This is a genomic window from Pseudochelatococcus lubricantis (assembly GCF_011762225.1).
GTDB classification, from domain to species: domain Bacteria; phylum Pseudomonadota; class Alphaproteobacteria; order Rhizobiales; family Beijerinckiaceae; genus Pseudochelatococcus; species Pseudochelatococcus lubricantis.
Window position 1 is genome coordinate 528,540 of sequence record NZ_JAASQI010000001.1, and the last position, 26,957, is coordinate 555,496.

Below are 26,957 nucleotides of genomic sequence, written 5' to 3' on the forward strand. Positions count from 1 at the left end.
AAGCTGTGTGCCGGCGGTCCGATTTTCTTGCGCCGGCGCGACATTCGGGCGATTGCCTGCCGGCGGGATTCCGTTCATGCTGGTACCCTGTCCGTTCAGGGCGCGAGCTATTGTCATCATGGTTACGGGAGGCTGTCCGTGATGGCAGCGGTCAATGATATGGTGTCGGGGCCGGGACGGTCCAATGGCGTAGGCGCCGGGGAAGCATGGCCATTGGCCGACCGGGTCATGATTTACAGCCACGACACGTTCGGCCTCGGCCACCTGCGCCGCGCGTGCGCGATCGCCAACGCCATCGTGGCGCATAACCCGGCGGTATCGGTGCTGATCGTCTCCGGCTCGCCGGTGATCGGCAACTATGAGTTCGATCCGGGCGTCGATTATGTGCGCATCCCCGGCGTGGTGAAGCAGCCGGACGGAGGCTACCGCAGCCTCAATCTCAACATGAGCATCGATGAGGCGGTCGCGTTGCGCGCCGCCATCATCGCGCGCACGGCGGAATCCTTCCGCCCGGGCCTGTTCATCGTCGACAAGGAGCCGACCGGCTTTCGCGGCGAGGTGATGCCGGCGCTGGAGCTGCTGCGCGCGCGCGGCGCGAGGCTCGTGCTGGGTATCCGCGACATTCTCGACGAGCCGGCGCTGCTGGTGCCGGAATGGACGCGCAAGGGCGCGACCGAGGCGCTCGCCGCCTGTTACGACGAGATCTGGATTTATGGCCTGCCGCAGATCCACGAGCCGCTGGAGGCGCTGGGCCTGTCGGAGGAGGTCAGGCGGCGAATCATCTACACCGGCTACCTGCGCCGTGAAGTGCCGCGCGAATCGCGGCTCGCGCGCTATCCCGAACTCACGCACGACCGCTTCGTGCTGGTGACGACGGGCGGCGGCGGCGACGGCGAGGACGTGATCGACTGGGTGATCTCCGCCTATGAAACGCAGGATGCGCCGGACATCCCCGCGCTGATCGTGTTCGGGCCGTTTCTCAACCGGGAGCGGCGCGACGGCTTCATGGCGCGCATCGCCCGCATTCCGCAGCTCGACGCGCTCGGCTTCGACGCCAAGCTGGAGGTGCTGATGGACCGCGCCGCAGGCGTCGTGGCCATGGGCGGCTACAACACGTTCTGCGAACTGCTGTCTTTCGACAAGCGCGCGCTCATCGTGCCGCGCACGCGCCCGCGGCTGGAGCAGTACATCCGCGCCGTGCAGGCCGAGAAGCTCGGGCTGGCGCGCATGCTCTGCGAGGATGGCAGCGGGCGCGATCCGGCGCGCATGGCGTCGGCGATCAGGATGCTGCAGCAGCAGCCGCGCCCCTCCGACGTCGTGGTGCCGGGACTGCTCGACGGGCTGGAGGTCATCAAGACACGGCTTGCATCCTTCCTCAAGGAGGCGCACCATCTGCAATCCGTACCCACTCAGGCGGCTGAATGACCGAGGCCCTATCGACCATCCGGCGCCGGGAAGCGCCTCACAGACGAATCGCCATGGTGGTGAAGGGCTACCCGCGCCTTTCCGAGACGTTCGTCGCGCAGGAGCTGCTCGCCCTGCAGCAGCGCGATCTGCCGTTCGAGATCTGGTCGCTGCGCTATCCCACCGACAAGGCCGTGCATCCCATGCACAAGGCGATCCATGCGCCGGTCACCTACTTGCCGGAATATCTGCACAACGCGCCGTTGCGGGTGCTGCGCGGCTTTCTCGCCAGCGCGCGCCTGCCGGGGTTCGGCGCGGTGCTACGCCAGTTCTGGCGTGATTTCGCGCGCGATGGCACCATCAGCCGCATCCGCAGGTTGGGGCAGGCGTTCGTCATGGCGCGGGAGCTGCCCGGCGACATCGGCCACCTGCACGTCCATTTCCTGCACACGCCGGCATCCGTCGCCCGCTACACGGCGCTGCTGCGCGGCATAAGCTGGAGCTTCTCGGCCCACGCCAAGGACATCTGGACCACGCCGGAGTGGGAAAAGCGCGAGAAGCTGGCCGATGCGCTGTGGGGCGTCACCTGCACGCGCACGGGCCGCGAGCATCTGAACGCGCTTGCGCCGCATCGCGACCATGTGGCGCTCGCCTATCACGGGCTCGATCTGTGCCGCTTCCCGGCGCCGCCCGAGCCCTCGCACCGGGATGGCTCCGATCCCGCCGATCCGGTGCGGATCGTGTCCGTCGGGCGGGCGGTGGCGAAGAAGGGCTTCGACGACCTGCTCGCGGCGCTGGCTGCGTTGCCGGAGGGGTTGCACTGGCGTTTCGCCCATCTCGGCGGCGGCCCGCTGCTCGACGAGTTGAAGGCGCAGGCGCTGCGCGAGGGCATCGCCGACAAGGTTGCGTTCCTGGGGCCGCGCGCGCAGCCGGACGTGATAGCCCTCATCCGGGAGGCGGACCTGTTCGTGCTGCCCTCCAAACCGGGCGAAGCCGGCGACCGCGACGGCCTGCCGAACGTGATCATGGAGGCGGCGAGCCAGGGGCTCGCCATCGTGGCGACCGATTTTGCCGGCATTCCGGAGTTTATTCGTGACGGGCGCGAGGGCGTGCTCGTTCCCCCGGCGCGTTGGGACCTGCTCGCCAACGCCATCAACCTGCTGGCGCGCGATCCCGCCCGGCGCGAGGTGCTCGGCTTCGCCGCGGCCGATCGCCTGCGTGAGGATTTCTCGCTGGACGCGGGTATCGACACCATCGAGGCGCGGCTGCGGGCTGCGCTGGGCGTTGCCGTCTCCTTCGCGCATGGGCAGCGGGACCCCGTCACGTGACGGCAGCCGGCGGGGGTAGGGCGGTTGCCTACTATGCGCCGATGAAGGCGCCGGACCATCCGGTGGCGTCGGGCGACAGGCGCATGGCGCGGCTGCTCTTCGCCGCGCTGTCGCACGCGGGTTTCCGGCCGCGCCTGGAAAGCCGGCTGCGCGCCTATGAACCCACAGGCGCGGACGGCGCGCAGGACGCGCTGGCCGAGGCGGCGGAGGCGGAGGCGGCGCGGCTGCTGACGCTCTATGCGCGGGAGCCGGGCGCGCGGCCCGCCCTGTGGTTCACCTATCACAGCTATTACAAGGCGGTGGACCGTATCGGCCCGGCGGTGGCACGGGCGCTGTCGATTCCCTATTGCATCGCCGAGGCGTCGCACGCGCCGCGCCGTGCGGCCGGCGCCTTCGCGCGGGCCCATGCGGCGAACGAGGCGGCGCTGCGGGCGGCGGACGTGCTGTTCGTCATGACGGCGCAGGACCGCGCGATGCTGGAGCGGCTGCACGCCGGCGGGCAGCGGCTCGTCGACCTGCCGCCTTTTATCGATGCCGTCCCGGGGCGCCGGGAGCCGCGCCCGCCGCGGCCGGTCGCCGAGCTGCTGACGGTGGCGATGATGCGCCGGGGCGACAAGCTGGAAAGCTTCCGCCTGCTGGCGCGCGCCCTCGCGCGGGTGGCCAAGCCGTGGCGGCTGACCGTCGCGGGCGACGGCGAGGCACGCGCGGAGGTGGAGGCGCTGTTCGCGGGGCTTGCCGGCGAGGTCGTCTTCCTCGGCCTTGTCGACGACGCGGCGGCACTCGCCGCGCTCTACGCGGGGGCGGATCTGCTGGTCTGGCCGGCCGTCAACGAAGCCTACGGCATGATTTTTCTGGAGGCGGCTGCGCAGGGCTGTCCGTCGCTCGCCGGTGCATGGGGCGGTGTGGCGAGCGTCGTGATCGACGGGGAAACGGGCGTGCTTACGCCGCCTGGCGACGTCGAAGCTTTCGCGCAGGCGCTCGCGGCGCTGATCGAAAATCCCGCCCGCCGGGCGGTTCTGGGCGGTGGCGCCCTTGCGCTGGTGGCGCGATCGCGCACGCTGGATCATGCCGCCGATACGCTGCGCGCCGCGCTGTCGCCGCTGCCTGGAATGAATGCTGATCGATCAGCATTCATTCCAGGCAAAGAATCGCGGAGCTTTTTCCGACTTCCTGAAATCGGAAAAAGCTCCGGGAGGGAAGGTGTATGACATCGAGGGTGCTCATCGCCGTCACCCATCTGCTGGGCGTCGGCCATCTGGCACGGGCGGCGGCGCTCGCGCGCGGCCTCGCGGCGGCGGGGAACGAGGTGACGCTTATTTCCGGCGGCGCGCCCGCGCCGCTCGTCGCCATGGATGGGGTGAGGCTGGTGCAGCTCCCGCCGGTGCATATCGTCGGCACGGCCTTTTCCGCGCTGCTCGGATCGGACGGCGCGCCGGCGGGCGACACCATCATGGAGGAACGGCGGCGGCTGATGATGGAGGCCGTGGCGGGCCTGCGGCCTGATGTCGTGATCACCGAACTGTTTCCCTTCGGCCGGCGGGTGCTGGCGGACGAGTTTCTGGCGTTGGCGGGAGCGGCGCGCGCGCTGGTGCCGCGTGCGGCCATCCTGTCTTCCGTCCGCGACGTGCTGGTCGTGCCGTCCAAACCGGGGCGGCTGGAGGAAGCGCATGCGCGGCTTCTGGCGCTTTACGACGGCGTGCTGGTGCATGGCGACGCCGCCGTGCTGCCGCTGGAGCGGTCGTGGCCTGTCGCGGCGGAGATCGCGCCGCTGCTGCACTACACCGGCTACATCGATGACCGTCCTGTCACGCCGGCCGGCGAGGGTGCCGACGGCGCTGGCGAGATCGTCGTCTCCGGCGGCGGCAGCGCGGCCTCGCTGCCGTTGTTCCGCGCCGCGCTCGGGGCGGCGCGGTCCGTTGCCGGGCACCGCTGGCGCTTGCTCGTGGGGCGCGGCGTCCCGGAGGAAGCGTTCGCCGCGCTGGCCGGGGAGGCGCCCGCCCATATGACGGTCGAACGGGCGCGGGCCGATTTTCCGGCGCTGCTGGCGCGGGCGGCGTTATCGGTCAGCCAGGCGGGATACAACACCGTTATCGACATCGTGCGCGCGCGCGTGCGTGCGGTCGTGGTGCCTTTCGAGGCCGGGCGCGAGACGGAACAGCGCCTGCGCGCGGAAAGTCTCGCCGAGGCGGGCGTGTGGCCGTTCGCCGTGGTGCCGGAGGCCGGGCTTTCGGCGCAGGCGCTGGCGCAGGCTGTGACGCAGACGTTGGCGCGCCCGCTGCCGCCGGGGGCTGCCATCGACCGGGACGGCGTGGCGGCGAGCGTCGCTCTCGTCGCGTGCTTCGCGCAGGCGCGGTGCCGGCGCTTTCCGGCGTTGTCGCGGGCGCTCGACGAAGTGGCCGCTGGCGGAGGCAGCGTGGCGCTGTGGTGGCGGGACGACGATGCGGTGGCGCCGACGCCGGCGCTTGACCGCCTGCTGTCGCTCGCCGCGAAACATGCCCTGCCCGTGGCGATCGCCGCCATTCCCGCCCACGCGACGCAAGCGCTGGCGGACCGGCTCGCGGGTGAGCCGCTGGCCAGTGTGCTCGTGCACGGGCTGTCGCACGCAAACCACGCGCCGGAAGGGGAAAAGAAAGCCGAGTTCGGCCCGCACCGGCCGCTCGCCGCGCTGTGCAAGGACGCCGCCGAGGGCCTGCGCCGTGCCGGCGAGACATTCGGCGCGCCGCTGCTGCCGGTCTTCGTGCCGCCGTGGAACCGTGTCAGCGACGACCTTGCCGCGCAACTCGCCGCCTGCGGCTTCGCCGGCCTTTCGGCGGCGGGCAAGGCCACCCGGCCCGATGCGCGACGGGCTCGGGGCCTCGCCATCGCCCACACGCACATCGACCCCATCGACTGGCATGGCGGCGGCGGCCTGCTGCCGCTGGCGGAGATCGACGACCGTGCGGCGCTCGCGGTGCGCGCCCGGGCGGCGGCGGGCGGCGAGATCGTGCTCGGGCTGCTGACCCACCATCTGGCGCAGGACGAGGCGACCTGGGCGTTCTGCGACGATCTGCTGGCCTTCCTCCTCGATCATCCGGCGGTGGTGCGTGCGGACGCGCGGCGGTTATTCCGGGAAGCGGGCGAGGAAGAAGCCTGGTGTGCCGCGTGACATGAGGACGTCATGCAAAAATCGGTATTCACTGGATCAGGCGGTGCTAGACTAGGCTGCAATTGTCGGGCTGGAGTGATGCGGCGTGGCGGAGGACGAGCGTCGGTTCCCTAATTCAGCGTCTCAGGCGTCGCCCGTGCTCACGGTGCGCGATCTGGTGATCGATTTCGCCGGCGGGGGCACGCCGTTCCGGGCGCTGCACGGCGTTTCCTTCGACATTCCGGCCGCGCGCACGCTGGCGCTGGTCGGCGAATCGGGTTCCGGAAAATCGGTGACGGCGCAGGCGATCCTGCGCATCCTGCCGCGATCGGCGGCCATCACCGGCGGCTCGCTCGTCTTCGCCGATCCGGCAGGCGGCAAGCGCATCGACATCGCCCGACTGGATGCGGACGGCAAGCCCATGCGCCGGCTGCGCGGCGGGCGCATCGCCATGATCTTTCAGGAACCGATGACCTCGCTGTCGCCCCTGCACACGGTCGGCGACCAGGTGGCGGAAGCGGTGACGCTGCATCGGGACATCACCGCGAAGGAGGCGCGGCGGGAGGCGGAGGCGGTGTTCGCCCGCGTCGGCTTCGCCGATCCCGCGCGCGTGTTCGACACCTATCCGTTCGAGCTGTCGGGCGGCATGCGCCAGCGGGCGATGATAGCGATGGCGCTGATCTGCCGCCCGGCGCTGCTCATCGCCGACGAACCGACGACCGCGCTCGACGTGACCACACAGGCGCAGATTCTCGACCTGATGCGCGACCTGCAGGCCGAAACCGGCATGGCTATCCTGCTGATCACGCATGATCTCGGCGTTGTCGCCAACATGGCCGACACCATGGCCGTGATGTATCGCGGCCGGATCGTGGAATCGGGCGCGCGCGATGCGCTGTTCCGCGATCCGCGCCATCCCTATCTCAAGGCGCTGCTGAAGGCCGTGCCGCGCTTCGGCATGCAGCCCGGCGAACGCCTGACGCCCATCCGCGAGGCCGTGGCGATTGCGCCGGTCGCGGCGGCGGAGCGGCCCGCCGCCGCCCGGGGGCCGATCCTGATCATCGACGACGTGTCGAAAACCTACACGCGCCGCGCCGGTCTTTTCCGGAAGAACGTGGGGGAGGTGCGCGCCGTCTCGCATGTCAGCCTGTCGCTGCCGCCGGGCCGCACGCTGGGACTGGTGGGGGAATCGGGCTGCGGGAAGACGACTCTGTCGAAGATCGTCATGCGCGCCATCCCGGCCAGCGGCGGGCGTGTGCTGTTCGATGACGGCAAAGGCGCGAACACGGGGCCGCGCGACATCGCCACGCTCACGGGCGACGACCTGATGGCGTTCCGCCGCGATGTGCAGTTCGTGTTTCAGGACCCGTTCTCGTCGCTCAATCCGCGCATGACGGTTTACGAACTGCTGACCGAGCCGCTCGTCATTCACGGCGTGGGCGACAGCGACGCGCATTACCGGCGGGCCGTCGAACTCGTGGAGCGCGTCGGGCTGGAACGCCGCCATCTGCGCCGCTATCCGCATTCGTTTTCCGGTGGCCAGCGGCAGCGGCTCGGCATCGCCCGCGCGCTCGCGCTGCGTCCCCGCCTGTTGCTGTGCGACGAGCCGGTCTCGGCGCTTGACGTTTCGGTGCAGGCGCAAGTGCTCAACCTGCTGAAGGACCTGCAGACGGCGATGGGGCTGTCGTACCTGTTCGTCTCGCACAACCTCGCGGTGGTCGACTACATCGCCGACGAGATCGCCGTGATGTGCCGGGGTTATATCGTCGAGCAGGCGCCGAAGCAGGTGCTGTTCTCCAATCCGCATCACCCCTACACGCGGGCGCTGCTCGCGGCGGTGCCGAGCCCCGATCTCGACCATCCGCTCGATTTCGCCGCCCTGCGCTCCGGCAGTTTCTCCGACCCCGCGCAATGGCCGATGCCGTTCCGCCTGCAGCCCGGACACGTCGGGACGATGCAGGACCTCGGCAACGGCCACCGCGTGCGCATCGGCGTGCACACAGTCGAGGAGGCAGCATGACGATCGATCGCCGGCAGATACTCCTCGGACTGGGCGGCCTGTCCACCGCCGCGCTGCTCGGCGTCGATGCCGGTGCGGCCCAGGACTTGACGCAGACGCGCGAGACGGGCAGCCCGCCGGAGGAGCCGCTGGTCTACGACCCGCGCGCGGAAGGCGGCAGGATCGGCGTACGCGGCGGGCGCATCGTCACGCTCGTGCCGCGAGCGCGCGACATTCGCTATCTGTCAACGATGGCCTACACCCGCCTCGTCGGCTACGACCGCAACCTCGATCTCACGCCCGACCTGCTGCGCGCCGTCGACAGCGAGGGCGGGCGCGTGTTCACGCTGCACCTGCGCAAGGGCCACCGCTGGTCGGACGGCGCGCCGTTCACCGCGGAGGACTTCCGCTACTGGTGGGAGGATGTGGCGCTCCATCGGGACCTCAACCCGGCCGGGCCGCCCATGTTCATGCTGGCGGCGGGCGAGCCGCCCCGCTTCGAGGTGCTCGACGCGCTGACCGTGCGCTACACGTGGGAGGTTCCCAACCCGCGTTTCCTGCCGGCGCTGGCCGGGCCGCGCGATGCGCTGATCTATTCGCCCGCCCATTACCTGCGGCAGTTCCACAGCCGCTATGCGGGAGACGCGGAACTGGCGCGGCGGGTGGCGTCGGCGAACGTGCGCTCCTGGGCGGCGCTCCACAACCGCTACGACGCCATGGGCGACGAGGCCGACCCGGACATGCCCACCGTCTATCCGTGGCGGGTGACGAATGCCGGGCCGGCGAGCCGGTTCGTCTTCCGGCGCAACCCCTATTACCACCGCGTGGATCCGACGGGGCAGCAACTGCCCTACGTGGATGAGATCGTCGTCGATCTCGCCTCGCCGGGCCTCTTCGCCGCCAAGGCCAACGCAGGCGAGGTGGACCTGATGTCGCGCGGGCTCAACATGGCGGATATCCCCGTGCTGAAGCAGGGCGAGAAGGCGCATGGCTACCGCACGCTGATGTGGCCCATCGCGCGCGGCTCGGAAGTGGCGCTCTATCCCAACCTCACGGCGGCCGATCCGGTATGGCGGGCGCTGAACCGGGACGTGCGCTTCCGTCGGGCGCTGTCGCTCGGCATCGACCGCAACACCCTCAACAACGCGCTGTTCTTCGGGCTGGGCACCGAGGGCAACAACACGGTGCGCGAGGGGTCTCGCCTGTTCCGGCCCGAGTACCGCAGCCGTTTCGCGCAATACGATCCGGCGGCCGCCAACGCGCTGCTGGACGAGGCGGGGCTCGCCGCGCGCGGGCCGGGCGACGTGCGCCTGCTGCCGGACGGGCGCATCCTGGAGATCGTGGTCGAGGTGGAGGGCGACGCGGCGGTGGCGGTCGATGCGCTGCAGCTCATCACCGAGTTCTGGCGCGATATCGGCGTCAAGCTGTTCATCAAGCCGCAGGACCGCACCGTGCTGCGCAACCGCTCCTATTCCGGCCTGCCGGTGATGATCGCCGCACCCGGTCTCGACAACGCCATGCCGACCGAGATCATGCCGCCGACGGGGCTCGCGCCCGTGTATCAGGACAACTACGCCTGGCCGAAATGGGGGCAGTACATGGAGACCGGCGGCAAGGTCGGCGAGGCCTGCGACATGGAGGTGCCGCGCCGGCTGCTCGCGCTCTACGGCGAATGGCTGGAGGAAAGCAGGGACGCCGTCAAGACCGGCATCTGGCACCAGATGCTCGAAATGCACGCCGACGAGCAGTGGATCATCGGCACCGTGGCGGGTGCGTTGCAGCCCATCGTGCTGCGGGACGGCCTGCGCAATCTGCCGGAGGACGCGGTCTATAGCTGGGAGCCGACGGCGATGATCGGCGTCTACCGCATCGATGCGCTGTTCTGGGACGACGCGGGCAGGCGCGGGCAGGCGCCGTCATGATCCGCTATCTCGCCCGCCGCCTCGCGACCATGCTGGTGACGCTGCTGATCATCAGCGCCCTGATCTTCATCATCATCAAGTTGCCGCCCGGCGATTTCCTCACCAACCAGATCGCGGAACTGCGTGCGCAGGGCGATGCCTCGGCAGCGGCGCGGGCGGAATTCCTCGTGGCGCAATACGGCCTCGACCGGCCCGCGTGGGAGCAGTATCTCGCCTGGGTGGGCGTGTGGCCCGGACCCGGCGGCGATCATGCCGGCCTGCTGCAGGGCAACTGGGGCTGGTCCTTCGAATACGACCGTCCGGTGCGGGAGGTGGTGGGAGACGCGCTGTGGCTGACGCTGCTGCTCAACCTCACCACGGTGATCTTCGTGCATGTGGTGGCGATCCCCATCGCGATCTATTCCGCCCGGCGCCAGTATTCGATCGGCGACTATGTGGTGACGCTGTTCGGCTATCTGGGGCTCGCGACGCCGAGCTTCCTGCTCGCGCTGATCCTGCTCTATTACATGAACCGCTGGTTCGGCATCTCCATCGGCGGGCTCTACGACCCGCAATTCGCCGGCGCGCCGTGGACGGCGGAGAAGGTGCGCTCGCTCGCGGAGCATCTCATTGTGCCGACCATCGTCATCGGGCTCGGCGGCACGGCGGCGATGATCCGGCGCATGCGCGCCAACCTGCTCGATGAACTGGGCAAGCAGTACTACGTCACCGCCCGCGCCAAGGGGCTGCCGCCGGGCAAGGCGCTGCTGAAATATCCGTTCCGCATGGCGCTCAACCCGTTCATTTCAGACATCGGCAATCTGCTGCCGCAACTCGTCTCCGGCTCGGTGCTGGTGTCGCTGGTGATGAGCCTGCCGACGGTGGGGCCCATCCTGCTCGCGGCGCTGAAGGCGCAGGACCAGTACCTCGCCGGCTTTATCCTGATGTTCGTGGCGGTGCTGACGGTGGTCGGCATGCTGATCTCGGACATCCTGCTCGCGTGGCTCGATCCGCGCATCCGGCTCGGGGGGCGCTGAGGCATGAGGGAACAGCTCGCGACGCCCCATTTCGTCGATGCGCAGCCGTTCGATCCGGGCGTTTCCGATCCCGGACGGCACGAGGACGAGCGCTTCTACCGCGCCTCGTCGCTGGCGCTGATCTGGTGGAAGTTCCGCCGCAACCGGCTCGCGGTCGTCTCGGCCTTCGTGCTGCTGTTCTTCTACGCCATGGTGCCCTTCGTCGAGGTGATCGCGCCCTATGGGCAGTCGGAGCGCAACGGCGATTTCCTCTACGCGCCGCCCCAGCCCGTGCACCTGTTCCACGACGGTGAGTTCGTCGGGCCGTTTGTCTATCCCTACAGCTTCACCTTCAACAAGGAGACGTTCACGCGCGATTATGTCGTGGACCGCACGGCGCCGCAGCGGCTGCGCTTCTTCTGTCAGGGTTCGCCCTACCGCTTCTGGGGGCTCGTGGAAATGCGCTTCCGCCTCGTCTGCCCGCCGGAGGGAGGTACGTTCTTCCTCATGGGCACGGACAGGCTCGGCCGCGATCTGCTGTCGCGCATCATCTATGGCGCGCGCATCTCGCTCGTCATCGGGCTGGTGGGAATCGGCGTGTCGTTCGCGCTCGGGCTGTTCTTCGGCGGCGTCGCGGGCTATCTCGGCGGCTGGGTGGACAGCGCCATCCAGCGGCTGATCGAGATCCTCCGCTCGCTGCCGGAGCTGCCGCTGTGGCTCGCGCTTTCCGCCGCGCTGCCGGCAAACTGGTCGCCCGTCGCCGTGTTCTTCGGCATCACCATCATTCTGGGCCTGCTCGACTGGCCGGGGCTGGCGCGGGCCGTCCGCTCGAAGCTGCTGGCGCTGCGGGAGGAAGACTTCGTCAAGGCGGCGGAGTTGATGGGCGCCTCGCGGACGCGCATCATCGCGCGCCATCTCATCCCCAACTTCATGAGCCACCTGATCGCCTCGGCCACGCTGTCCATCCCGTCGATGATTCTCGGCGAGACGGCGCTGTCGTTCCTGGGGCTCGGGCTGCGTCCGCCGGTGACGAGCTGGGGCGTGCTGCTCAACGAGGCGCAGAACCTCGCCGCCGTCAGCCTGCAGCCGTGGCTGCTGTGGCCGATCGTGCCGGTGGTGCTCGTGGTGCTGGCCTTCAACTTCGTGGGGGACGGCCTGCGCGACGCAGCCGACCCCTATCACGAATGATCTTCAGACGAGCGGCTTGCCCTTCCGCGCCCGCAGCGCAAGCGCCACGGCGATGAAGGACCAGCCCTCGAAGATGAGTTCGATGGCGAGGATGAGCCCGATCAGGTAGAGCGAGTTCACGGGCCAGCGCGCGGCGATGACGATGCCGACGACAAGCGCCGCCACGCCCGCCGCCACGAGCCAGCCCCAGCCCTCGCGCGGGCGGGCGGCGAAGCCCGTCCAGATGCGCAGCACGCCCGAGGCGATGAGCGAGACCGCCAGCACCAGCGTGAACGCCACCGAGGCGAGCTGCGGGTTGTAGAAGGCGAAGAAGCCCGCGAGCGCATAGAATGCGCCGCTCAGCAGCCAGACGAGGAAGTTGCCCCATTCCTTGACCTGGAAGGCATGCGCGATCTGCAGCACGCCGCCGATGAGGATCAGCGCGCCGATGTAGTAGACGGTCGCCAGCGTGGCCACCAGCAGGTTGCCGAGCGCGATGCCGCCGAGGACGAGCAGGATGATGCCGAGCAGCAGGAACCACACCCACTTGGAGCGCACTTCTTCCGCAATGGCGTTGATGGCCGGTTCGTGATTGTGCTGAACGGATGTAGGCATGGCAGCCCTTTCCTTATGCTTTGTCCGGGTGGACGTTACTTGCGGCACTCTAGTATCATTCGGCCGTATTGCATAGCAGCAAGGTCAATTCGCGAATTTTTACAATATATTTATGCTGCATTCCGCGCCGCCCGGCGGCGGCGGTCCGCGCATCGGCGCTTGACTTATGGCGAAGAAAAGCCCATATGGCTGCCATGCGCCCGGTCGGGCGCTTTTGTGTTCAGGTCGCGTGAGCGGTCCCCTCGTGCGGATCGTCCTGCCGGACACGGTTATTTTCAGGAACAGCCCGGATCACGCGGGGCGTCCACCACCCCGCGATCGCTCTGCCCGTCGGTTTCCGCCGGGGCGGAGATGTCGCTTCATGCGAAAGATTATCGAATTGACTTCCTTTCAGGAACTTGGTCTGGCCGCTCCCCTCCTGTCGGCGCTGGCTGAAGAGGGCTATGAGAAGCCCACGCCCATCCAGGCCCAGGCCATCCCCCATCTGCTGCAGGGCAGGGACCTGCTCGGCATCGCCCAGACCGGTACCGGCAAGACGGCAGCCTTCTCGCTGCCGATTCTCGACCGCCTGTCGCGCGACAGGAAGCCGGCGCCACGCCACGGCTGCCGCGCGCTGGTGCTGAGCCCGACGCGCGAACTCGCGAGCCAGATCGCGGAAAGCATCCGCTCCTACGGCCGGCATCTGAAGCTGCGCGTGGCCGTCGTGTTCGGCGGCGTCTCCGCCCGCCCGCAGGCGCAGGAGCTGGCGCGCGGCGTCGACATCCTCGTCGCCACCCCCGGCCGCCTCATCGACCATCTCGACGGGCGCGCCGTGAACCTCAGCCATGTTGAGGTGTTCGTGCTCGACGAGGCCGACCAGATGCTCGACATGGGCTTTATCCACGCCATCCGCCGCCTCGTGCCGCTGCTGCCGAAGGTGCGCCAGAACCTGTTCTTCTCGGCCACGATGCCGAAGGAGATCGGCGCGCTCGCGGCGGACCTGCTGCGTGACCCGGTCCAGGTGTCGGTGACGCCCGTCGCCACCACTGCCGAGCGTATCGCGCAGAAGGTGCTGTTCATCGAGACGGCGCGCAAGCGCAACCTGCTGGTCGATATCCTGCGGGACGACGACATGGGCCGCACGCTGGTGTTCAGCCGCACCAAGCACGGGGCGGACCGCATCGTGCGCCATCTGGAGGAAGCGAGCATTCCCGCCTCCGCCATCCACGGCAACAAGAGCCAGAGCCAGCGTGAGCGCGCGCTCGCCGACTTCCGCTCCGGCAAGCGCAAGATTCTGGTGGCGACCGATATCGCCGCGCGCGGCATCGATGTCGAGGGCGTCACGCACGTGGTGAACTTCGACCTGCCGAACGTGCCGGAATCCTACGTGCATCGCATCGGCCGCACGGCGCGCGCGGGGGCGGAGGGCTCTGCCATCTCGTTCTGCGACGCCGAGGAGCGCGCATACCTGCGCGACATCGAACGGCTGACGCGCCAGAGCATCCCGAGCGAGGATCGCCGCCTGCCCGGCGCCGCCGAGGCGGAGGAGAGCGCCCGTCCCGCGCCGAAGCCTGGCCGTGCCGGCAGGCCCGGCGGTAATGGCGGGCGCCCCGCCGCACCCGGCCGGGGGCAGGCACGCCCCGGCAAGCCCGGTGAAGGCCAGCGCGCGAAGCCGCGCACGGAAGCCGGTGGCGAGCGCCACGATCGCCCGCACGCGGGCGAGCAGCGCGCCCGCGGCGGCCACAACGCCCGGCGCGACAACCGTGGCGGCGAGCGCATCGGCGACATGTCGTTCATGAAGCCCGCGCGCGGCCGCTGAATGCCGCAGGAGCGCCCGCCGGGCGCTCCTTCAGAGCGCTTTCCGACCGGATGAAATCGTCTGATCGATCAGAACATCGGGCGCTCTGAATCAAGGCTTGCGTGGCGCCGGCGTCGCGCCGCAACCGCAACGGAAGAACTGCATGGACAGCACCGCGCCCATCCGTATGAGTGCGTCGCGGCGGCCGGGCCCGCCCATGCTTGCGCTGGCGACCATGGTCGCGGCGGTCACGCTCATGGCCATGCTGCCGTATCTCGCCGGCTATCGTCTGTCTGGCGATGACATCTGGTTTCTGCAACTCGCCATCGAAGGTAGCGAGGCGGTGGCGGACAATGCCATGCACGCGGCCATCGAGCAGGGGCGCGTCGGCCAGTTGCTGATGCTGCCGCTCAACGTGCTCGGCGCCTATCTGTCGGGCGATCCCGTCTGGCGGGCGGTTTTCGTGGCGCTCTATGTCGCGCAGCTGCTGCTTTTCGCGGTCTTCGTCAGCACGGTCCTGCAAACGGACCTACGTGTCTTCCTGTTCGTGCTGCTGGTGGCGCTGCATCCGCTGGCCTTCGCCTTCATGCCGCCGAACGCCTATCCGCTGCAGAACACCGTTCCCCTCATCGCCATCCTCGGTGCGCGCATCGCGATCGTCCGCCTGCGGCAGCGGCATGCATTGCGCGCGGCAGCGGAACTGCCGGCGCAGGTCGTCTTCGCACTCGGCATGCTGGTCAGTGAATTCGCGGTGGCGTTCGGCACGGCGCTGCTGCTGGCGGAATACGCGGCCCGCGCCGGCGTGGCCCGGCAGGAGGGGCGGGGCTGGCGGCAGGCGCTCCAGCTCGCCTTGGCACGCCGCTTCGTGCATGCGGACGGTCTCGCCGTGCTCGCGGCCGTCGGGCCCTATCTTCTGTTCCGCTGGTGGAATCCGGGCGTTTACGACGGCAACTCGGCGGGCGGCATCGCGCATCCGCTCAAGGTCGCGGGCACCATCTTCGGCCATGTCCGCGACGGCACGGCCTTTCCGCGTCTGGGTGGCGGCCTGTCGTCGGCGGAGGCGTGGGAACTCCTGGTCGCGGCCGCGACCGGCGTCGCCGTGGCCGCCGCGCTTTTCACTGCCGCAGGCGGGCTGCTGCGCCTCGCCGCGCCCGCTGCCACCGGCCTCGCCACGCTGCTGCTCGCGGCGTGGGTCACCCTGCCGGTCGCCATCAGCACGAAGTATCAGGCCGCCTGCATGGACAGGGGATCGTGCGCGTACCTCGACAGCCGCATCTCCTATCTGGCGGTGACGGTCGCTGTTGCCTGCGCTGTCGCCTTTGCCTGCCGGCATCCGCTGGGCCGTGCGACCGCGCGTCAGGCGCTGGCGATCTGCTGCGTTCTGCTCGGCGTCATGGCGGCGCTGACCTCCATCTACAATGCCGGCAAGGCACGGGACATGCGGCGCATCCATCAGGTGTGGGAGCGCGCCGACCGGCTCGCCTGCACCGCCGCCCCGCCGCAGGAGGCAGCGGCGATCCGGGCGGCTGTCGATCCCGACGGCCTGATCGCCATCACGCCGCCAGGCAGCATCGCCGACTTCTGGAAAGCTTATTTCGGCTGGAAGGCTCTCCGCTGCCCGTGACGGGTATTCGCACACTGACTCGTTGTTTTCGGGCGGTTTCCTATCGATCGGATGATTCCATCGGATCGGAGCGGAGCGCCCCTTGGCGTGACCGCCGGGTCAGGCCCGGCGGTCCGCGATGTCAGTTGCGCGCGAACAGCTTGTCGAGGGTTGCGCCGCTGGCGAAATGCTCTTCGGCGACCTTCTTCCAGCCGCCGAAGACGTCCTCCACCTTGAGCAGGCGAACCGGCGGGAAGGCATCCTTGTAACGCTCGGCTACCGTCGGGTTGTGAACGCGGTAGAAGTTCTTGGCCAGCAGCTCCTGCCCCTTCTCGCTGTAGAGGAATTCGAGATAGGCCGTCGCCTCCCGCGTCGTGCCCTTGGCCTCCGCGACCTTGTCGACCACGCTCACCGGAAACTCGGCAAGGATGCTCGTCGGCGGCACCACGACCTCGAAGCCCTTGTCGCCGTATTCGCGGCGCACGCCGTTAACCTCCGACTCGAAGGTGATGAGGACATCACCCAGCCCACGCTCGACGAAGGACGTGGTCGCGCCGCGTCCGCCCGTGTCGAAAACCGGGACGTTGGCGAAGATGCGCTTGATGTCGGCTTCCACCTTCGCGGCGTCGCCCTTGTGGGTTTCGAGCAGCGAGGCATAGGCCGCGAGGTACGTGTAGCGCGCGTTGCCGGAAGTCTTGGGGTTGGGGAAGATCGGCTGCACGCCTTCGCGCGCGAGGTCCGACCAGTCCTTGACGCCCTTGGGGTTGCCGGTGCGCACGAGGAACGCGGGGAAGGAGTAATAGGGCGAGGCATTGTTGGGCAGGCGCTTCTGCCAGTCCGCGCTCACCAGCCCGCCGCGGTCGTGCAGCACCTGCACGTCGGTGACCTGGTTGAAGGTGACGACATCCGCCTTCAGGCCCTCCAGAATGGCGCGCGCCTGCGCGGAAGAGCCCGCGTGCGACTGCTTGATGGAGATCGTCTCTCCAGTCTTCGCCTTCCATTCCTCGATGAAGACGGGATTGATCTCGGCGAACAGTTCCCGCGCGATGTCATAGGACGCATTGAGCAGCTCGACCGGCTGCTTCACCTCCTGCGCTCCCGCCTGCCCCGACAGCACCAGCAGCGCTGCAACGGTTGCCCCTCCTAACCACCTCATACGATTGCCCCTTCCGAAAAGCCGCGAGCGGCGCCATTGATGTCGCCGCTTAATTCACGACAGATTGTCGGAAAGGTCAACTTTAATCGCCATTGTGGCGGTGAATAAAGATTATCACATAATTTTCATGTGATTTATCTCATCCGGGCGCCATGAAGTGCTTCGACAGCTTGAGGCCCTGCGCCTGATAGTTGGAGCCGGCTTCGGCGCCGTAGAGCGTTTCCGGCCGCTGCGCCATGCGCTCGAAGATCAGCCGGCCGACGATCTGCCCGTCCTCGATCAGGAAGGGCACGTCGTGCGAGCGCACTTCCAGCACGGCGCGGGCGCCGGCGCCGCCAGCGCCCGCATGGCCGAAGCCGGGGTCGAAGAAGCCCGCGTAATGGACCCGGAACTCGCCTACCAGCGGATCGAAGGGCACCATCTCGGCGGCGTAGTCCGGCGGCACGTGTACCGATTCCTTCGAGGCAAGGATGTAGAACTGGCCGGGATCGAGGATGAGCTGGCCACGCCCGTCGGCATCGAGCGGCTCCCAGAAGTCGCGCACCGCATAGGCGTTGACGCGGTCGACATCGACAAGGCCCGTGTAGCGCTTGGCGCGGTAGCCGATGAGCGTCTGTCCGCTGCCGGCTGTGAACCCCGCGAGGTCGACGCTGACGGCCACGCCACCCTGGATGGAGGCGCCGGCGCTCGCGACGATGGTCTCCCGCTCTTGCAGCAGCAGGAGTTCCGCGTCGCTGAGGCGGCTTTCGCCGGTGCGGAACCGGATTTGCGACAGGCGGGAGCCGGTGCGCACCAGCACCGGGAAAGTGCGCGGCGAGATTTCCGCGAACAGCGCCCCTGCGTAACCTTCCTCCACGGCGTCGAACTCGCGCGCGCCGTCGGTGATGACGCGGGTGAACACGTCGAGCCGGCCCGTCGAGCTTTTGGGGTTGGCGGAGGCGGAAAGGCCCTCCGGCAGCGCCAGCGTCTCCGCGATTTCGGCGATGTAGACGCAGCCCGTCTCCAGTACCGCGCCGCGCGTCAGGTCGATCTCATGCAGCGCGAGGTCGCCGAGGCGGCGGGCGACGGCGCTGCCCTGCCCTGGCAGGAAGCTTGCCCGCACGCGCCACGCCCGTGCGCCGAGCCGCAGGTCGAGGCTTGCCGGCTGCACCTGCCCCGCCACGAAAGGGAGGGGGCTGTTGATAACGCCAGCCGCCGCCAGTTCCCTGATGGATTGGGCGGACTGGATTCCGGGGAGAAGGGCGGTCATGATTGCCTCGGGAAGATCGGTTCGCTGCGAAGGGTCCGGTTCTTGCGAAAAATCCGGTGCGTGAAAGTGCTGTCTTTCGGAAGACTGTTGCGCTGCGTTCATTCTGCCATGAAATACAAGCGCTGGTCCTGCTTATGGATTCTGTCCGCACTGCCGCCTATCATGCAGAGCGGACAGAATCCATAAACGATCTTGACCGGCACCGCCGCACTTCTTTTCGCGGGGCAACCGCGCCGCGCCCGAACACCGACGACAACGGAGCGACCATGACCGGCCAACACCTGACCCCCGTCAACATGCTGGCCCGCCTGGTGGCGTTCAACACGGTCAGCTCCGAATCGAATCTCGACCTGATCGCCTTCGTCGAGGACTACCTGCGCGGCTGGGGCGTCGCTTCCGTGCGCATTCCGGACGCCACGGGCAGGAAGGCGGCGCTGTTCGCCACACTCGGCCCGGCGGACCGCGGCGGCGTCGTGCTCTCCGGCCACACCGACGTCGTTCCCGTCGAGGGACAGATGTGGACGAGCGATCCGTTCGCGCTGCGCATCGAGCAGGGCCGGGCCTATGGGCGCGGGGCGGTCGACATGAAAGGGTTCTGTGCGCTGGCGCTGTCTCTGGTGCCGGAATTCCTCGCCCGCCCGCTCGCGACGCCGGTGCATCTCTTCCTCTCCTACGACGAGGAGGTCTCGTGCCTCGGCGCCGTCGACGGCATCGCGCGATTCGGCGCCGATCTGCCGCGCCCGGTGGCGGTGATCGTCGGCGAGCCGACAGACCTTGAGGTGGTGGACGGGCACAAGAGCATCTCCATGTTCACCACCACGGTTTTCGGCGCGGAGGCCCACTCCTCGAAGCCGGAGCTGGGCGCGAGCGCCGTGCACGGGGCCGTGCTGATCGGCGCGGAGATTGATCGCCTGTCGCTGGAGTACGCCGCGCGTGGCGATGCCTCGGGGCGCTTCGACCCGCCGTGCAGCACGGTCCACATCGGCCGCATCAGCGGAGGGACGGCGCGCAACATCCTCGCCCGCGACGCGGCGATCCAGTGGGAGGTGCGAGGGCTGCCGGACCTCGACCTCGACGAGATCCCGAGCCGGCTCTCCCGCTTCGCGGAGGCGGAGGTGCTGCCCCGTTTCCGCGCCACCTTCGCCGGCTTCCGGGTGGAGACCGTTCTCGACGGCATCGTGCCGGCGCTCGGCTCCTCGCCGGGTTCGCGGGCGGAAACGCTGGCGCTGAAGCTCGCCGGGCGCAACAGCACACGCACCGTGCCGTTCGGCACCGAGGCCGGGCATTTCCACAACGCGGGCATCCCGACCGTCGTCTGCGGGCCCGGCTCCATCGATAGGGCACACAAGGCGGACGAGTACATCACCCTCGACGAACTGGCGGCGGGCGAGGCCTTCCTGCGCCGGCTCATCGACGAACTGGCCTGAGCGGCGCGGCGTTTACCGGGGGCCGGCGAGAATGACGGCGACGCCGGCAAGGCAGATCGTTGCGCCCGCCACGTCCCACCTGTCCGGGCGCACACCTTCGATCCCCCAGAGCCATACCAGCGAAGCCGCGATGTAGACACCACCATAGGCCGCGAAGGCACGCCCGGCCGCGTCGCTGTCGACCTGCGTCAGCAGCCAGGCGAAGGCCGCGAGCGACAGCATGCCCGGCCCGAGCCACCAGACCGGCTTGCCGAGACGCAGCCACGCCCAGAAGGCGAAGCAGCCGGCGATTTCGGCAAGCGCCGCGAGGGGATAGATCAGCGCTGTCTTGAACATCGGGAATCGCCGGATAGAATGGAGAGGCAAAAGGAAAATGCACCGGCGCAAGCAGGGGCTGGCGTGGCGCACGAACCTGATATAACACAATTTCAATAAATCGTTTCGCCGTCCATAAATGGGTCCTCGGCGAGAAACATGACAAAGCTCGGCGCGGGACGCGCCAGCGGAAAGGACGCCCATGTCAGGAACCGTTTCGGCTCAGCTTAGCAAGCCGTCTTTCAGCCCGCTGCGGCTGCAGGAACGCACCCTCGTGCTGCAGATCGCCGCCGTCGTGCTCGGCACGGCATTTCTGGCGGCCTCTTCCTACATCACGGTGCCGATGTATCCCGTGCCGGTGACGATGCAGACCTTCGCCGTCACCCTGATCGGCGCGCTGTATGGCTGGCGTCTCGGCGCGGTGACGGTCGCGGCCTGGCTGTTCGAGGCGGCGGTGGGCTTTCCGGTGCTCGCGGAAGGCAAGGTCGGCCTCGCGGCCTTCGTCGGTCCGACGGCCGGTTATCTCGCCGCCTTCCCGGTTGCCGCCGCGCTGACCGGCTGGCTCGCCGAACGCGGCTGGAACGGCCGGCGCCCCTGGCTTGCCTTCGCTGCGGCGCTCGCCGCCAACGCGCTGTGCCTCGCGATCGGCGCGACATGGCTCGCCACGCTGATCGGCGCGGAGAAGGCAATCGCGGCTGGCGTGCTGCCGTTCATCGTCGGCGGCGTGCTAAAGGCCGGCCTGTCGGCCACGACGCTCGCGGGCCTCAACCGCGTGCAGGCCGGAAATCGCCGGGTGTGACCGTCCGGCTGCGCGGGCATCATCTGTTGTGCATGCTTACCTATGTCGGCAGGGGATATACGCCCGCGTTCGCCGCTAACTTCAATGCCATCGCGACCCGTCTGTCCGAGGGGGAGGACATCCTCCTCGTCGATGGGCCGGACGATATCTGCGCGCCCTTGCTTGCCGAGGACGATACGCATTGCTTCGGTGAAAGCGCCTCGCGGCGTGACAGGACGGCGCTGGCCACCGCTGGCCGTCAGCTGGCGCTGCAATTGCGGATCGGCACGCGACTGTGCCTGACGCCCGCCACCCTCACCAACCTGCGGGAGGCATTCTCCCGGGCAGTTCCTGCCGACATTGCACAAGCCGGACTCCGCCGCGCCTGTGCCGGCTGCGAGTGGGCCGCTCTGTGCACCGGCATCGCGGAGCGCGGCTATGACGGCGCGTTGGTGCGCATGACCGGCCGGGTCAGGCTTCCGCAGAATCGGCCTGCGCGGGCGTGAAGGTCAGCGCGAGGCCGTTGATGCAGTAACGCAGGCCCGTGGGCTGCGGCCCATCCGGAAACACATGGCCGAGGTGACCCTGGCACTGGCTGCAATGCACCTCGATGCGGCGCATGCCGTAGGAATCGTCCTCGCTCGTGCCGATGGCGCCCGGAATCGGCGTCCAGAAGCTCGGCCAGCCTGAGCCGCTTTCATACTTCGTCGTTGATTCGAACAGCGCCTGCCCGCAATCGGCACAGTGAAACGTGCCTGTGCGCTTCTCATCGTTCAGCGGGCTCGTGAACGGCCGTTCGGTGCCGTGCTCACGCAGGACGGCAAATTGCTCCGGCGACAGAACGCCGCAAAATCCCTGAATCGGTTGCGCCATGATGACCTCCGTCGATCGGCAGGCGGGAGGGGACCTCCCGTGGATCGCTTACAGGTAGGAACGTTTCTCGTGGACGTTAAGCCCAGCCGACGACTTCCGCGAGCACTTTTGCGAGAGCGGCGTCGAGCGTCGCTGCCGCCGAAGGGCCATTGACAGTGCCGGGCACCGGCACCCGGCCGGTGAACACGCGCGCGCGCAACACGTTGCCGGAAAGCGTGTCGACGACACGGGCGGAAATCTCCACCACCGCCTCGCCGGTGGCACTGTCGATATTGAACTGGCGCAGCTCCGTGTTGAGCTGACGGACCGTGACGACACCGTCATTGGGGCGCGTGACGCGACCGAGCCGCCCTGCGTCCTCGAAGGCGCGCAGGAGTTGCGCCTGCACGAGGCGGGGCAGGCGATCCGCCCACTGCGCATCGCTGAGCATCGTGAGTTCGCCCCCGCGCCCGCGCACCACGATGGTGTTGCCATCGAGCGACTGCAACGCGACGGGCTCGGTCACGGTCAGCGCCTCGCCGGCGCGCGCGCCGCTGCCCCTGCTGCGGGCGGCGGACGAGGCCGCGAGGTCGAACGTGGCGACCGGCGGCGAAGCGCAGGCCGCAACCGCGAGACCGAGCGACAGCGCGGCCAGTTTCGTCATCCGGGTCGCCAAGGTCGCCCCCTTTCGGTCATGGGTTCGGTGTCGTGGTCAACTGACACGGCTCAACGCTGCCCCTGATACTGCGGCAAGGGCGGGCGGTTGCCGAACAGGAACTGCTGCGGATTGCGCTGCACGTCCTGCAGCAGGCGCGTGAGCTGCGCGAGCGCCTGCTGGCCCTTCACCGCCAGCGCCTGATACTCGCGCAGGCCCGGGCCCGCGAAACTGTTGATGCCGGAGGTGATCTGGGCCGTCCGCTTGTCGAGGTTGTCGGCCAGCGTGCGGATGGAACGCGCCGCCTCGGCGACCTGATCGAACGCGCCGTTGCCCCCCGTCGAGGATACGAAGTTTGAGATGCTGTCCATCAGGCCGGTAATCCCTTCGGCCGCCTTGTTGAGCTTCGCCGTGAGTTCGGCGGCGTTGGCCGCGACGGTCTCGACGTCGCCGCTCGAATTCCCGAGCGAGGTCGTGAACTTCTCGATATTGTCGACGATGCGGTCCACCCGCTGCGGCTCGATGGACTTCACCAGTGCGTCGAGATTGGAGGTCAGCCCGGTAAGCTGCGAGGCGAGTTCGCCGGAATTGGCGAGCAGTGCGCTCACCTTGTCCGAGTTGTCGCCCAGCGCCTTCGAGAACTTCTCGACATTGCGCACCGTGTTGGTGATCGGCTCGCGCGATTGCTCGACGACGCCGCTCAACTGGTCGATCATGGCGGTGGCGCGCGTCGCGAGCCTCTGGATCGTGTCGAGCATGTCCTGGAAGTCGGACCGCTCGCCGTAAAGCGTCGGCAGCGGCTGGCCGGGGCCGGCTTCGAGCTGCGGCGCGTCCGGCGCGCCGCCCGAAAGCTGCACGGAGGCGATGCCGGTCACCACCTGGAATTCGAGCTGCGCGCGCGTATCCTGCTTGATCGGCGTCGATCGGTCGATCGAGGCGATGGCGACAACGTGGCGCGGGTCCTCCGGCAGCAGCTCGACACTCACCACCTCGCCGACGCGCAGGCCGTTGAACAGCACGAGCGAGCCGCGCGACAGTCCCGCCACCGAGCCGGAGAAAATGATTCGGTAAAGCTCGCGCGTGTTCGCGGTGTTGGCGCCGGAGAACCAGTAGACGAAGAAGAAACCGGCGAAGATAACGGCGAGCGTGAACAGGCCGATGAGGGCGTAATTGGCGCGTGTTTCCATCTCTCTATCCGTCGGCCCTCTCGCGAGGTGTGCCTCTTCGCATCGCCCTCATTCCTCTTCGCCTGCGCGCACGGCTTCGCCCGCCGCGGCGCGGGAGCGCTTGCCGTGGAAGTAGGCCCTGATCCACGGATGATCCGACGCCAGCATGGTGGCAATCGGGCCTTCCGCGAGAATCCGGCCCTCGCCAAGCGCCGCGATCCGGTCACAGACGGAATAAAGGCTGTCCATGTCATGGGTTACCATGAAAACCGTCAGCCCCAAAGTTTTCTGCAATGTGGCGATCAGGTCGTCGAACTCCGCGGCGCCGATAGGATCGAGGCCCGAGGTCGGCTCGTCGAGAAACACGATTTCGGGATCGAGCGCCAGGGCGCGCGCCAACGCCGCCCGCTTGATCATGCCGCCCGACAGATCGGAGGGAAATTTGTCCGCCGCGTCCGGGTTCAGGCCCGCCATCTCGATCTTCATCATGGCGATCTCGTCCAGCAGCTCCTCGGACATGTGCAGGTACTCGCGCATCGGCATCTGCACGTTCTGCTTCACCGTGAGCGCGGAAAACAGCGCGCCGTGCTGGAAAAGCACACCCCAGCGCCGCTCCAGCAACCGGTGCTCGGCCTCCGATATCCTGTCGATGTCCTTGCCGAAAACGGTGATGGTGCCGGCCCGCTTCCGGATGAGCCCCAGGATCGTGCGCGTCAGCACCGATTTGCCGGTGCCCGAGCCGCCGACGAAGCCGAGAATCTCGCCCCGGTATATGTCGAGATCGAGCCCCTTCATAATGGTTTTTGGGCCGAAGCCGACTTCCAGACCGCGCACGCCGATGAGAACCTCGCGCTCCGCATGCCCGGTCCGCGCCGGCGTTTCCGGCTGCTGGGGGGTAGTCACCTTTTCGGCCGGCTGTTGCATAATGGCCTCAAAAATTGATCGCGGCGAAGAACACGGCGAACAGCCCGTCCATGACGATGACCATGAAGATGGCCTTCACGACCGACGCCGTCACCTGCCGGCCGAGCGATTCGGCCGAGCCGCCCACCGCCATGCCCTCATGCGAGGCGATGATGCCGATCACCAGCGCCATGAACGGCGCTTTGACCAGCCCGACCATGAAGGTCGAAAAGTCGATAGCGGCCTTGAGGCGCGCCAGGAAGATGTCGGGCGTGATGCCGCCGTAGATCCACGCCACGAGCCCGCCGCCGAGCAGCGCCGCCATCGAGGCAAGGAAGGTGAGCATCGGCAGGCCGACGAGCAGCGCCAGCACGCGCGGCACGATCAGCACCTCGACGGGATCGAGCCCCATCACCCGCAGCGCGTCGATCTCCTCGCGCATCTTCATCGAACCGAGTTCCGCCGTGAACGCGCTGCCGGAACGGCCGGCGATCATGATCGAGGTCAGCAGCACGCCGAGTTCGCGCAGCACGAGGATGCCGGTCAGATCGACCACGAACATCGCCGCGCCGAAGCGCTGCATCTGGAAGATGCCCTGCTGCGCCACGATGCAGCCGACCAGGAAGGAGATCAACGTGACGATCGGCACGCTGCGGAACGCCGTCTGCTCCATCTGGTTGACGAAGGCGGGAAACCGGAAGCGCCCCGGATGCACGACAAGGCGTGCGAGCCCGGCCACTACCTCGCCGAGAAAGCTGACGCCACGCCCCATCTCGCGGCCGAAATCGACCACGCTCTCGCCCACGCTCGCCAGAAAGTCGATCAACCGCCAGTGCCCGGCCGCCGGCGGGCGTTCGACCTCCCGGTAATGCACCTTTTCGAGCAGGAGCAGATGGTCGGGGCGGGTGTTGACGAACGGCGCCTTGCGGCCGTCTGCAGCGCCTTCCTGCCGCGCCCTGTCGAGCACCCATGCGCCGACGGTGTCGAGGCGTCCGATTTCGCCGAGGTCGATGGCGACATCCTGCGTGCGGCTTCCGTCGCCGGCCAATTGCCTGGCGAGGAGCGCCGCCTGTTCCTCGACGGCCGTCGCCTGCGTCGACACCCAGTCGCCTGTCACGACCAGCCTGGTCGCACCGCTCGACTCGTCTATCGCAACGTTCGGGTCCGTCGTCATGAAGCGTTTTTCAAACCGTCGCGCTGGATATTGTCAGGGGGCGCGAGCGCGCCATTGCCGCCTTCAATAGCAGGCAACTTATGGCGCTGTCGAGGGCGGGGGATATCCCGGCCGCTGGTCAGGCAGCGAGGTCCGTCTGCGGGCTCGTCTGCACGCGGCGGATATTGTCGAGGAATTGCCGTGCGCTGGCCTGCCAGTTGAAGGTCAGCGCATGCGCCCGGCAGATCTCGGACGGAATGTCGAGCGCCGCCAGCGCCGCAGCGCGCAGGTCGTTGTCGAGTACGCCCGTGCCGCTGTCGCCGACCACGTCGAGCGGCCCCATGACGGGGAAGGCGGCGATGGGCAGGCCGCTGGCGAGCGCCTCCAGCAGCACGATCCCGAACGTGTCGGTAACGCTGGGGAAGACGAAAACATCCGCCGAGGCGTAGACATCCGCCAGTTCCTGCCCGGTTTTCACGCCCAGGAACCGGGCTTCGGGATAGCGCGCCTCAAGCGCCGCGCGGGCGGGCCCGTCACCCACCACGACCTTGGTGCCCGGCAGATCGAGCGCCAGGAACGCCTCGACGTTCTTCTCCACCGACACGCGCCCGACATAGAGGAACACCGGGCCAGGGAAGGAGAGCGGCCGTTCCTCCCGCGGGCAGAACAGGTCCGCGTTCACGCCGCGCGACCAGCGCACCAGATTGCGGAAGCCGCGCTCGGCGAGATCGCGCTCCAGCGTGGGCGAACTCACCATCGTCGCCGCGCCCGCGTTGTGGAAGCGGCGCACGGCGGCATAGCACCAACGCTCCGGCACGGGCATGCGGGCGGAGAGATATTCGGGGAAGCGCGTATGATAGCTCGTGGTGAACGTGTGCCCGTCGGACAGGCAGACGTAGCGCATGCTCAGTCCGATCGGCCCTTCCGTGGCGATGTGGATGAAGTCGGGCTTCACCTCGTCCACGACGCGGCGCACCGCCCAGGGCATGGCAAAGGCCAGCCGGATCTCCCGGTAGGTGGGCATCGGCACCGTGCGGAAGGCATCGGGCGTGAGAAACGCGATGGAGGCACCGAGCGCCGGCGCTTCCTGCGCCAGATGCTCCAGGGAACGTACCACGCCGTTGACCTGTGGACGCCATGCGTCCGTTGCGATCAGCACACGCATCAGGCTGCACGCTTGTTGTCAGGGCCTTTGGAACGGGAGCCTTCGGCCGCCGGCCTGTCGGACGACGTCAGGCCGAGCGCCGCCTTCAGCGTATCGGCCACCGGCAGCGCGGCGGCGTGGTCACCATCGTCGTCGTGCATGACGGGCGGCAGCGGCGACGGAGCGGGCAGCGCCGCCTGGCCGCGGGTGCGCTTGCGCGTGGCG

23 protein-coding genes are annotated in these 26,957 nt (G+C 68.3%); 13 read left to right on the plus strand and 10 right to left on the minus strand.

The features are described 5' to 3' along the window. The first annotated feature begins 141 nt into the window (after nt 1-141). The 8 genes from FHS82_RS02295 (at nt 142) to FHS82_RS02330 (ending at nt 11,960) form a co-directional block, all read left to right on the plus strand. Nucleotides 142-1,425, plus strand: a complete 1,284-nt coding sequence (locus FHS82_RS02295; protein WP_246224979.1) for a glycosyltransferase family protein — start codon at nt 142-144, stop codon at nt 1,423-1,425. Further along, the gene (locus tag FHS82_RS02300) at nt 1,422-2,732 is read left to right on the plus strand and encodes a glycosyltransferase family 4 protein (protein ID WP_208394041.1); all 1,311 of its coding nucleotides are present in this window, start codon (nt 1,422-1,424) and stop codon (nt 2,730-2,732) included. Before FHS82_RS02295 ends, FHS82_RS02300 begins: the two co-directional genes overlap by 4 nt. Beyond that, on the plus strand, nt 2,729-3,940 hold the full coding sequence (locus FHS82_RS02305) for a glycosyltransferase family 4 protein (protein WP_343042483.1): 1,212 nt from the start codon (nt 2,729-2,731) through the stop codon (nt 3,938-3,940). Before FHS82_RS02300 ends, FHS82_RS02305 begins: the two co-directional genes overlap by 4 nt. Continuing rightward, complete coding sequence (locus FHS82_RS02310; protein WP_166948262.1) at nt 3,937-5,877, plus strand: glycosyltransferase; 1,941 nt, start codon at nt 3,937-3,939, stop codon at nt 5,875-5,877. Before FHS82_RS02305 ends, FHS82_RS02310 begins: the two co-directional genes overlap by 4 nt. Nucleotides 5,878-5,962: 85 nt before the next feature. Then, the gene (locus tag FHS82_RS02315; RefSeq protein ID WP_166948264.1) at nt 5,963-7,876 is read left to right on the plus strand and encodes a dipeptide ABC transporter ATP-binding protein; all 1,914 of its coding nucleotides are present in this window, start codon (nt 5,963-5,965) and stop codon (nt 7,874-7,876) included. After that, entirely contained in the window at nt 7,873-9,777 is a 1,905-nt protein-coding gene (locus tag FHS82_RS02320) for an ABC transporter substrate-binding protein (protein WP_166948266.1), read from the plus strand. The genes FHS82_RS02315 and FHS82_RS02320 overlap by 4 nt, the downstream gene beginning before the upstream one ends. Then, nucleotides 9,774-10,793, plus strand: coding sequence for an ABC transporter permease (locus tag FHS82_RS02325; protein WP_166948268.1), 1,020 nt, complete (start codon nt 9,774-9,776; stop codon nt 10,791-10,793). The genes FHS82_RS02320 and FHS82_RS02325 overlap by 4 nt, the downstream gene beginning before the upstream one ends. Nucleotides 10,794-10,796: 3 nt before the next feature. Then, nucleotides 10,797-11,960: an ABC transporter permease gene (locus FHS82_RS02330; RefSeq protein ID WP_166948270.1), complete on the plus strand. Its 1,164-nt coding sequence runs from the start codon at nt 10,797-10,799 to the stop codon at nt 11,958-11,960. A gap of 3 nt (nt 11,961-11,963) precedes the next feature. Here FHS82_RS02330 and FHS82_RS02335 read toward each other — a convergent pair whose 3' ends face one another. After that, nucleotides 11,964-12,554 (minus strand): HdeD family acid-resistance protein, encoded by a 591-nt coding sequence (locus FHS82_RS02335; RefSeq protein WP_166948272.1) that lies wholly within the window; start codon nt 12,552-12,554, stop codon nt 11,964-11,966. A 379-nt stretch (nt 12,555-12,933) separates the two neighbouring features. Between FHS82_RS02335 and FHS82_RS02340 the strand changes: the two genes are divergently transcribed. Then, nucleotides 12,934-14,352: a DEAD/DEAH box helicase gene (locus FHS82_RS02340; protein ID WP_166948929.1), complete on the plus strand. Its 1,419-nt coding sequence runs from the start codon at nt 12,934-12,936 to the stop codon at nt 14,350-14,352. A gap of 142 nt (nt 14,353-14,494) precedes the next feature. Further along, complete coding sequence (locus FHS82_RS02345) at nt 14,495-15,955, plus strand: hypothetical protein (protein WP_166948274.1); 1,461 nt, start codon at nt 14,495-14,497, stop codon at nt 15,953-15,955. A gap of 121 nt (nt 15,956-16,076) precedes the next feature. Here the strand turns inward: FHS82_RS02345 and cysP are convergent, their stop codons facing one another. Together cysP and FHS82_RS02355 are read right to left on the minus strand one after the other, a co-directional pair. Beyond that, a complete protein-coding gene (gene cysP / locus FHS82_RS02350) occupies nt 16,077-17,090 on the minus strand; it encodes a thiosulfate ABC transporter substrate-binding protein CysP (protein WP_166948276.1) in 1,014 nt (337 codons plus the stop codon). Nucleotides 17,091-17,229: 139 nt separating this feature from the next. Next, entirely contained in the window at nt 17,230-18,339 is a 1,110-nt protein-coding gene (locus FHS82_RS02355; RefSeq protein ID WP_166948278.1) for a 2'-deoxycytidine 5'-triphosphate deaminase, read from the minus strand. Nucleotides 18,340-18,605: 266 nt separating this feature from the next. Between FHS82_RS02355 and argE the strand changes: the two genes are divergently transcribed. Further along, nucleotides 18,606-19,766 carry an acetylornithine deacetylase gene (gene argE, locus FHS82_RS02360; RefSeq protein ID WP_166948280.1) on the plus strand — a complete coding sequence of 387 codons (1,161 nt, stop codon included), beginning with the start codon at nt 18,606-18,608 and terminating at the stop codon, nt 19,764-19,766. Nucleotides 19,767-19,778: 12 nt separating this feature from the next. On the opposite strand, the gene FHS82_RS02365 is transcribed toward argE, so the two are convergent. After that, entirely contained in the window at nt 19,779-20,102 is a 324-nt protein-coding gene (locus FHS82_RS02365) for a YnfA family protein (RefSeq protein ID WP_166948282.1), read from the minus strand. 181 nt (nt 20,103-20,283) lie between these two features. On the opposite strand from FHS82_RS02365, the gene FHS82_RS02370 reads away from it, so the two are divergent. Continuing rightward, complete coding sequence (locus FHS82_RS02370) at nt 20,284-20,880, plus strand: biotin transporter BioY (RefSeq protein WP_166948284.1); 597 nt, start codon at nt 20,284-20,286, stop codon at nt 20,878-20,880. Further along, the gene (locus FHS82_RS02375) at nt 20,877-21,365 is read left to right on the plus strand and encodes a DUF1284 domain-containing protein (RefSeq protein WP_166948286.1); all 489 of its coding nucleotides are present in this window, start codon (nt 20,877-20,879) and stop codon (nt 21,363-21,365) included. Before FHS82_RS02370 ends, FHS82_RS02375 begins: the two co-directional genes overlap by 4 nt. On the opposite strand, the gene msrB is transcribed toward FHS82_RS02375, so the two are convergent. From msrB to FHS82_RS02405, 6 genes are all read right to left on the minus strand, one after another. Beyond that, nucleotides 21,331-21,732, minus strand: a complete 402-nt coding sequence (gene msrB, locus FHS82_RS02380; RefSeq protein ID WP_166948289.1) for a peptide-methionine (R)-S-oxide reductase MsrB — start codon at nt 21,730-21,732, stop codon at nt 21,331-21,333. The genes FHS82_RS02375 and msrB overlap by 35 nt on opposite strands. A gap of 76 nt (nt 21,733-21,808) precedes the next feature. Next, nucleotides 21,809-22,375, minus strand: a complete 567-nt coding sequence (locus FHS82_RS02385) for an ABC-type transport auxiliary lipoprotein family protein (RefSeq protein ID WP_166948291.1) — start codon at nt 22,373-22,375, stop codon at nt 21,809-21,811. Nucleotides 22,376-22,437: 62 nt separating this feature from the next. After that, nucleotides 22,438-23,553 (minus strand): MlaD family protein, encoded by a 1,116-nt coding sequence (locus FHS82_RS02390; RefSeq protein ID WP_166948293.1) that lies wholly within the window; start codon nt 23,551-23,553, stop codon nt 22,438-22,440. 48 nt (nt 23,554-23,601) lie between these two features. Further along, complete coding sequence (locus FHS82_RS02395) at nt 23,602-24,327, minus strand: ABC transporter ATP-binding protein (RefSeq protein WP_377592102.1); 726 nt, start codon at nt 24,325-24,327, stop codon at nt 23,602-23,604. A gap of 136 nt (nt 24,328-24,463) precedes the next feature. Beyond that, on the minus strand, nt 24,464-25,609 hold the full coding sequence (locus tag FHS82_RS02400; RefSeq protein ID WP_166948297.1) for an MlaE family ABC transporter permease: 1,146 nt from the start codon (nt 25,607-25,609) through the stop codon (nt 24,464-24,466). A 118-nt stretch (nt 25,610-25,727) separates the two neighbouring features. Beyond that, complete coding sequence (locus tag FHS82_RS02405) at nt 25,728-26,753, minus strand: glycosyltransferase (protein WP_166948299.1); 1,026 nt, start codon at nt 26,751-26,753, stop codon at nt 25,728-25,730. Nucleotides 26,754-26,957: the final 204 nt, after the last annotated feature.

What these genes read in the sequence shown, in the direction of transcription:
- FHS82_RS02295 (WP_246224979.1), top strand. Translation starts at nt 142, where the DNA reads ATGGCAGCGGTCAATGATATGGTGTCGGGGCCGGGACGGTCCAATGGC.
- FHS82_RS02390 (WP_166948293.1), bottom strand. Translation starts at nt 23,553, where the DNA reads ATGGAAACACGCGCCAATTACGCCCTCATCGGCCTGTTCACGCTCGCC.
- FHS82_RS02330 (WP_166948270.1), top strand. Translation starts at nt 10,797, where the DNA reads ATGAGGGAACAGCTCGCGACGCCCCATTTCGTCGATGCGCAGCCGTTC.
- FHS82_RS02320 (WP_166948266.1), top strand. Translation starts at nt 7,873, where the DNA reads ATGACGATCGATCGCCGGCAGATACTCCTCGGACTGGGCGGCCTGTCC.
- cysP (WP_166948276.1), bottom strand. Translation starts at nt 17,090, where the DNA reads ATGAGGTGGTTAGGAGGGGCAACCGTTGCAGCGCTGCTGGTGCTGTCG.
- FHS82_RS02355 (WP_166948278.1), bottom strand. Translation starts at nt 18,339, where the DNA reads ATGACCGCCCTTCTCCCCGGAATCCAGTCCGCCCAATCCATCAGGGAA.
- FHS82_RS02395 (WP_377592102.1), bottom strand. Translation starts at nt 24,327, where the DNA reads ATGAAGGGGCTCGATCTCGACATATACCGGGGCGAGATTCTCGGCTTC.
- FHS82_RS02385 (WP_166948291.1), bottom strand. Translation starts at nt 22,375, where the DNA reads ATGACGAAACTGGCCGCGCTGTCGCTCGGTCTCGCGGTTGCGGCCTGC.
- FHS82_RS02345 (WP_166948274.1), top strand. Translation starts at nt 14,495, where the DNA reads ATGGACAGCACCGCGCCCATCCGTATGAGTGCGTCGCGGCGGCCGGGC.
- FHS82_RS02405 (WP_166948299.1), bottom strand. Translation starts at nt 26,753, where the DNA reads ATGCGTGTGCTGATCGCAACGGACGCATGGCGTCCACAGGTCAACGGC.
- FHS82_RS02335 (WP_166948272.1), bottom strand. Translation starts at nt 12,554, where the DNA reads ATGCCTACATCCGTTCAGCACAATCACGAACCGGCCATCAACGCCATT.
- argE (WP_166948280.1), top strand. Translation starts at nt 18,606, where the DNA reads ATGACCGGCCAACACCTGACCCCCGTCAACATGCTGGCCCGCCTGGTG.
- FHS82_RS02400 (WP_166948297.1), bottom strand. Translation starts at nt 25,609, where the DNA reads ATGACGACGGACCCGAACGTTGCGATAGACGAGTCGAGCGGTGCGACC.
- FHS82_RS02365 (WP_166948282.1), bottom strand. Translation starts at nt 20,102, where the DNA reads ATGTTCAAGACAGCGCTGATCTATCCCCTCGCGGCGCTTGCCGAAATC.
- FHS82_RS02370 (WP_166948284.1), top strand. Translation starts at nt 20,284, where the DNA reads ATGTCAGGAACCGTTTCGGCTCAGCTTAGCAAGCCGTCTTTCAGCCCG.
- msrB (WP_166948289.1), bottom strand. Translation starts at nt 21,732, where the DNA reads ATGGCGCAACCGATTCAGGGATTTTGCGGCGTTCTGTCGCCGGAGCAA.
- FHS82_RS02300 (WP_208394041.1), top strand. Translation starts at nt 1,422, where the DNA reads ATGACCGAGGCCCTATCGACCATCCGGCGCCGGGAAGCGCCTCACAGA.
- FHS82_RS02325 (WP_166948268.1), top strand. Translation starts at nt 9,774, where the DNA reads ATGATCCGCTATCTCGCCCGCCGCCTCGCGACCATGCTGGTGACGCTG.
- FHS82_RS02310 (WP_166948262.1), top strand. Translation starts at nt 3,937, where the DNA reads ATGACATCGAGGGTGCTCATCGCCGTCACCCATCTGCTGGGCGTCGGC.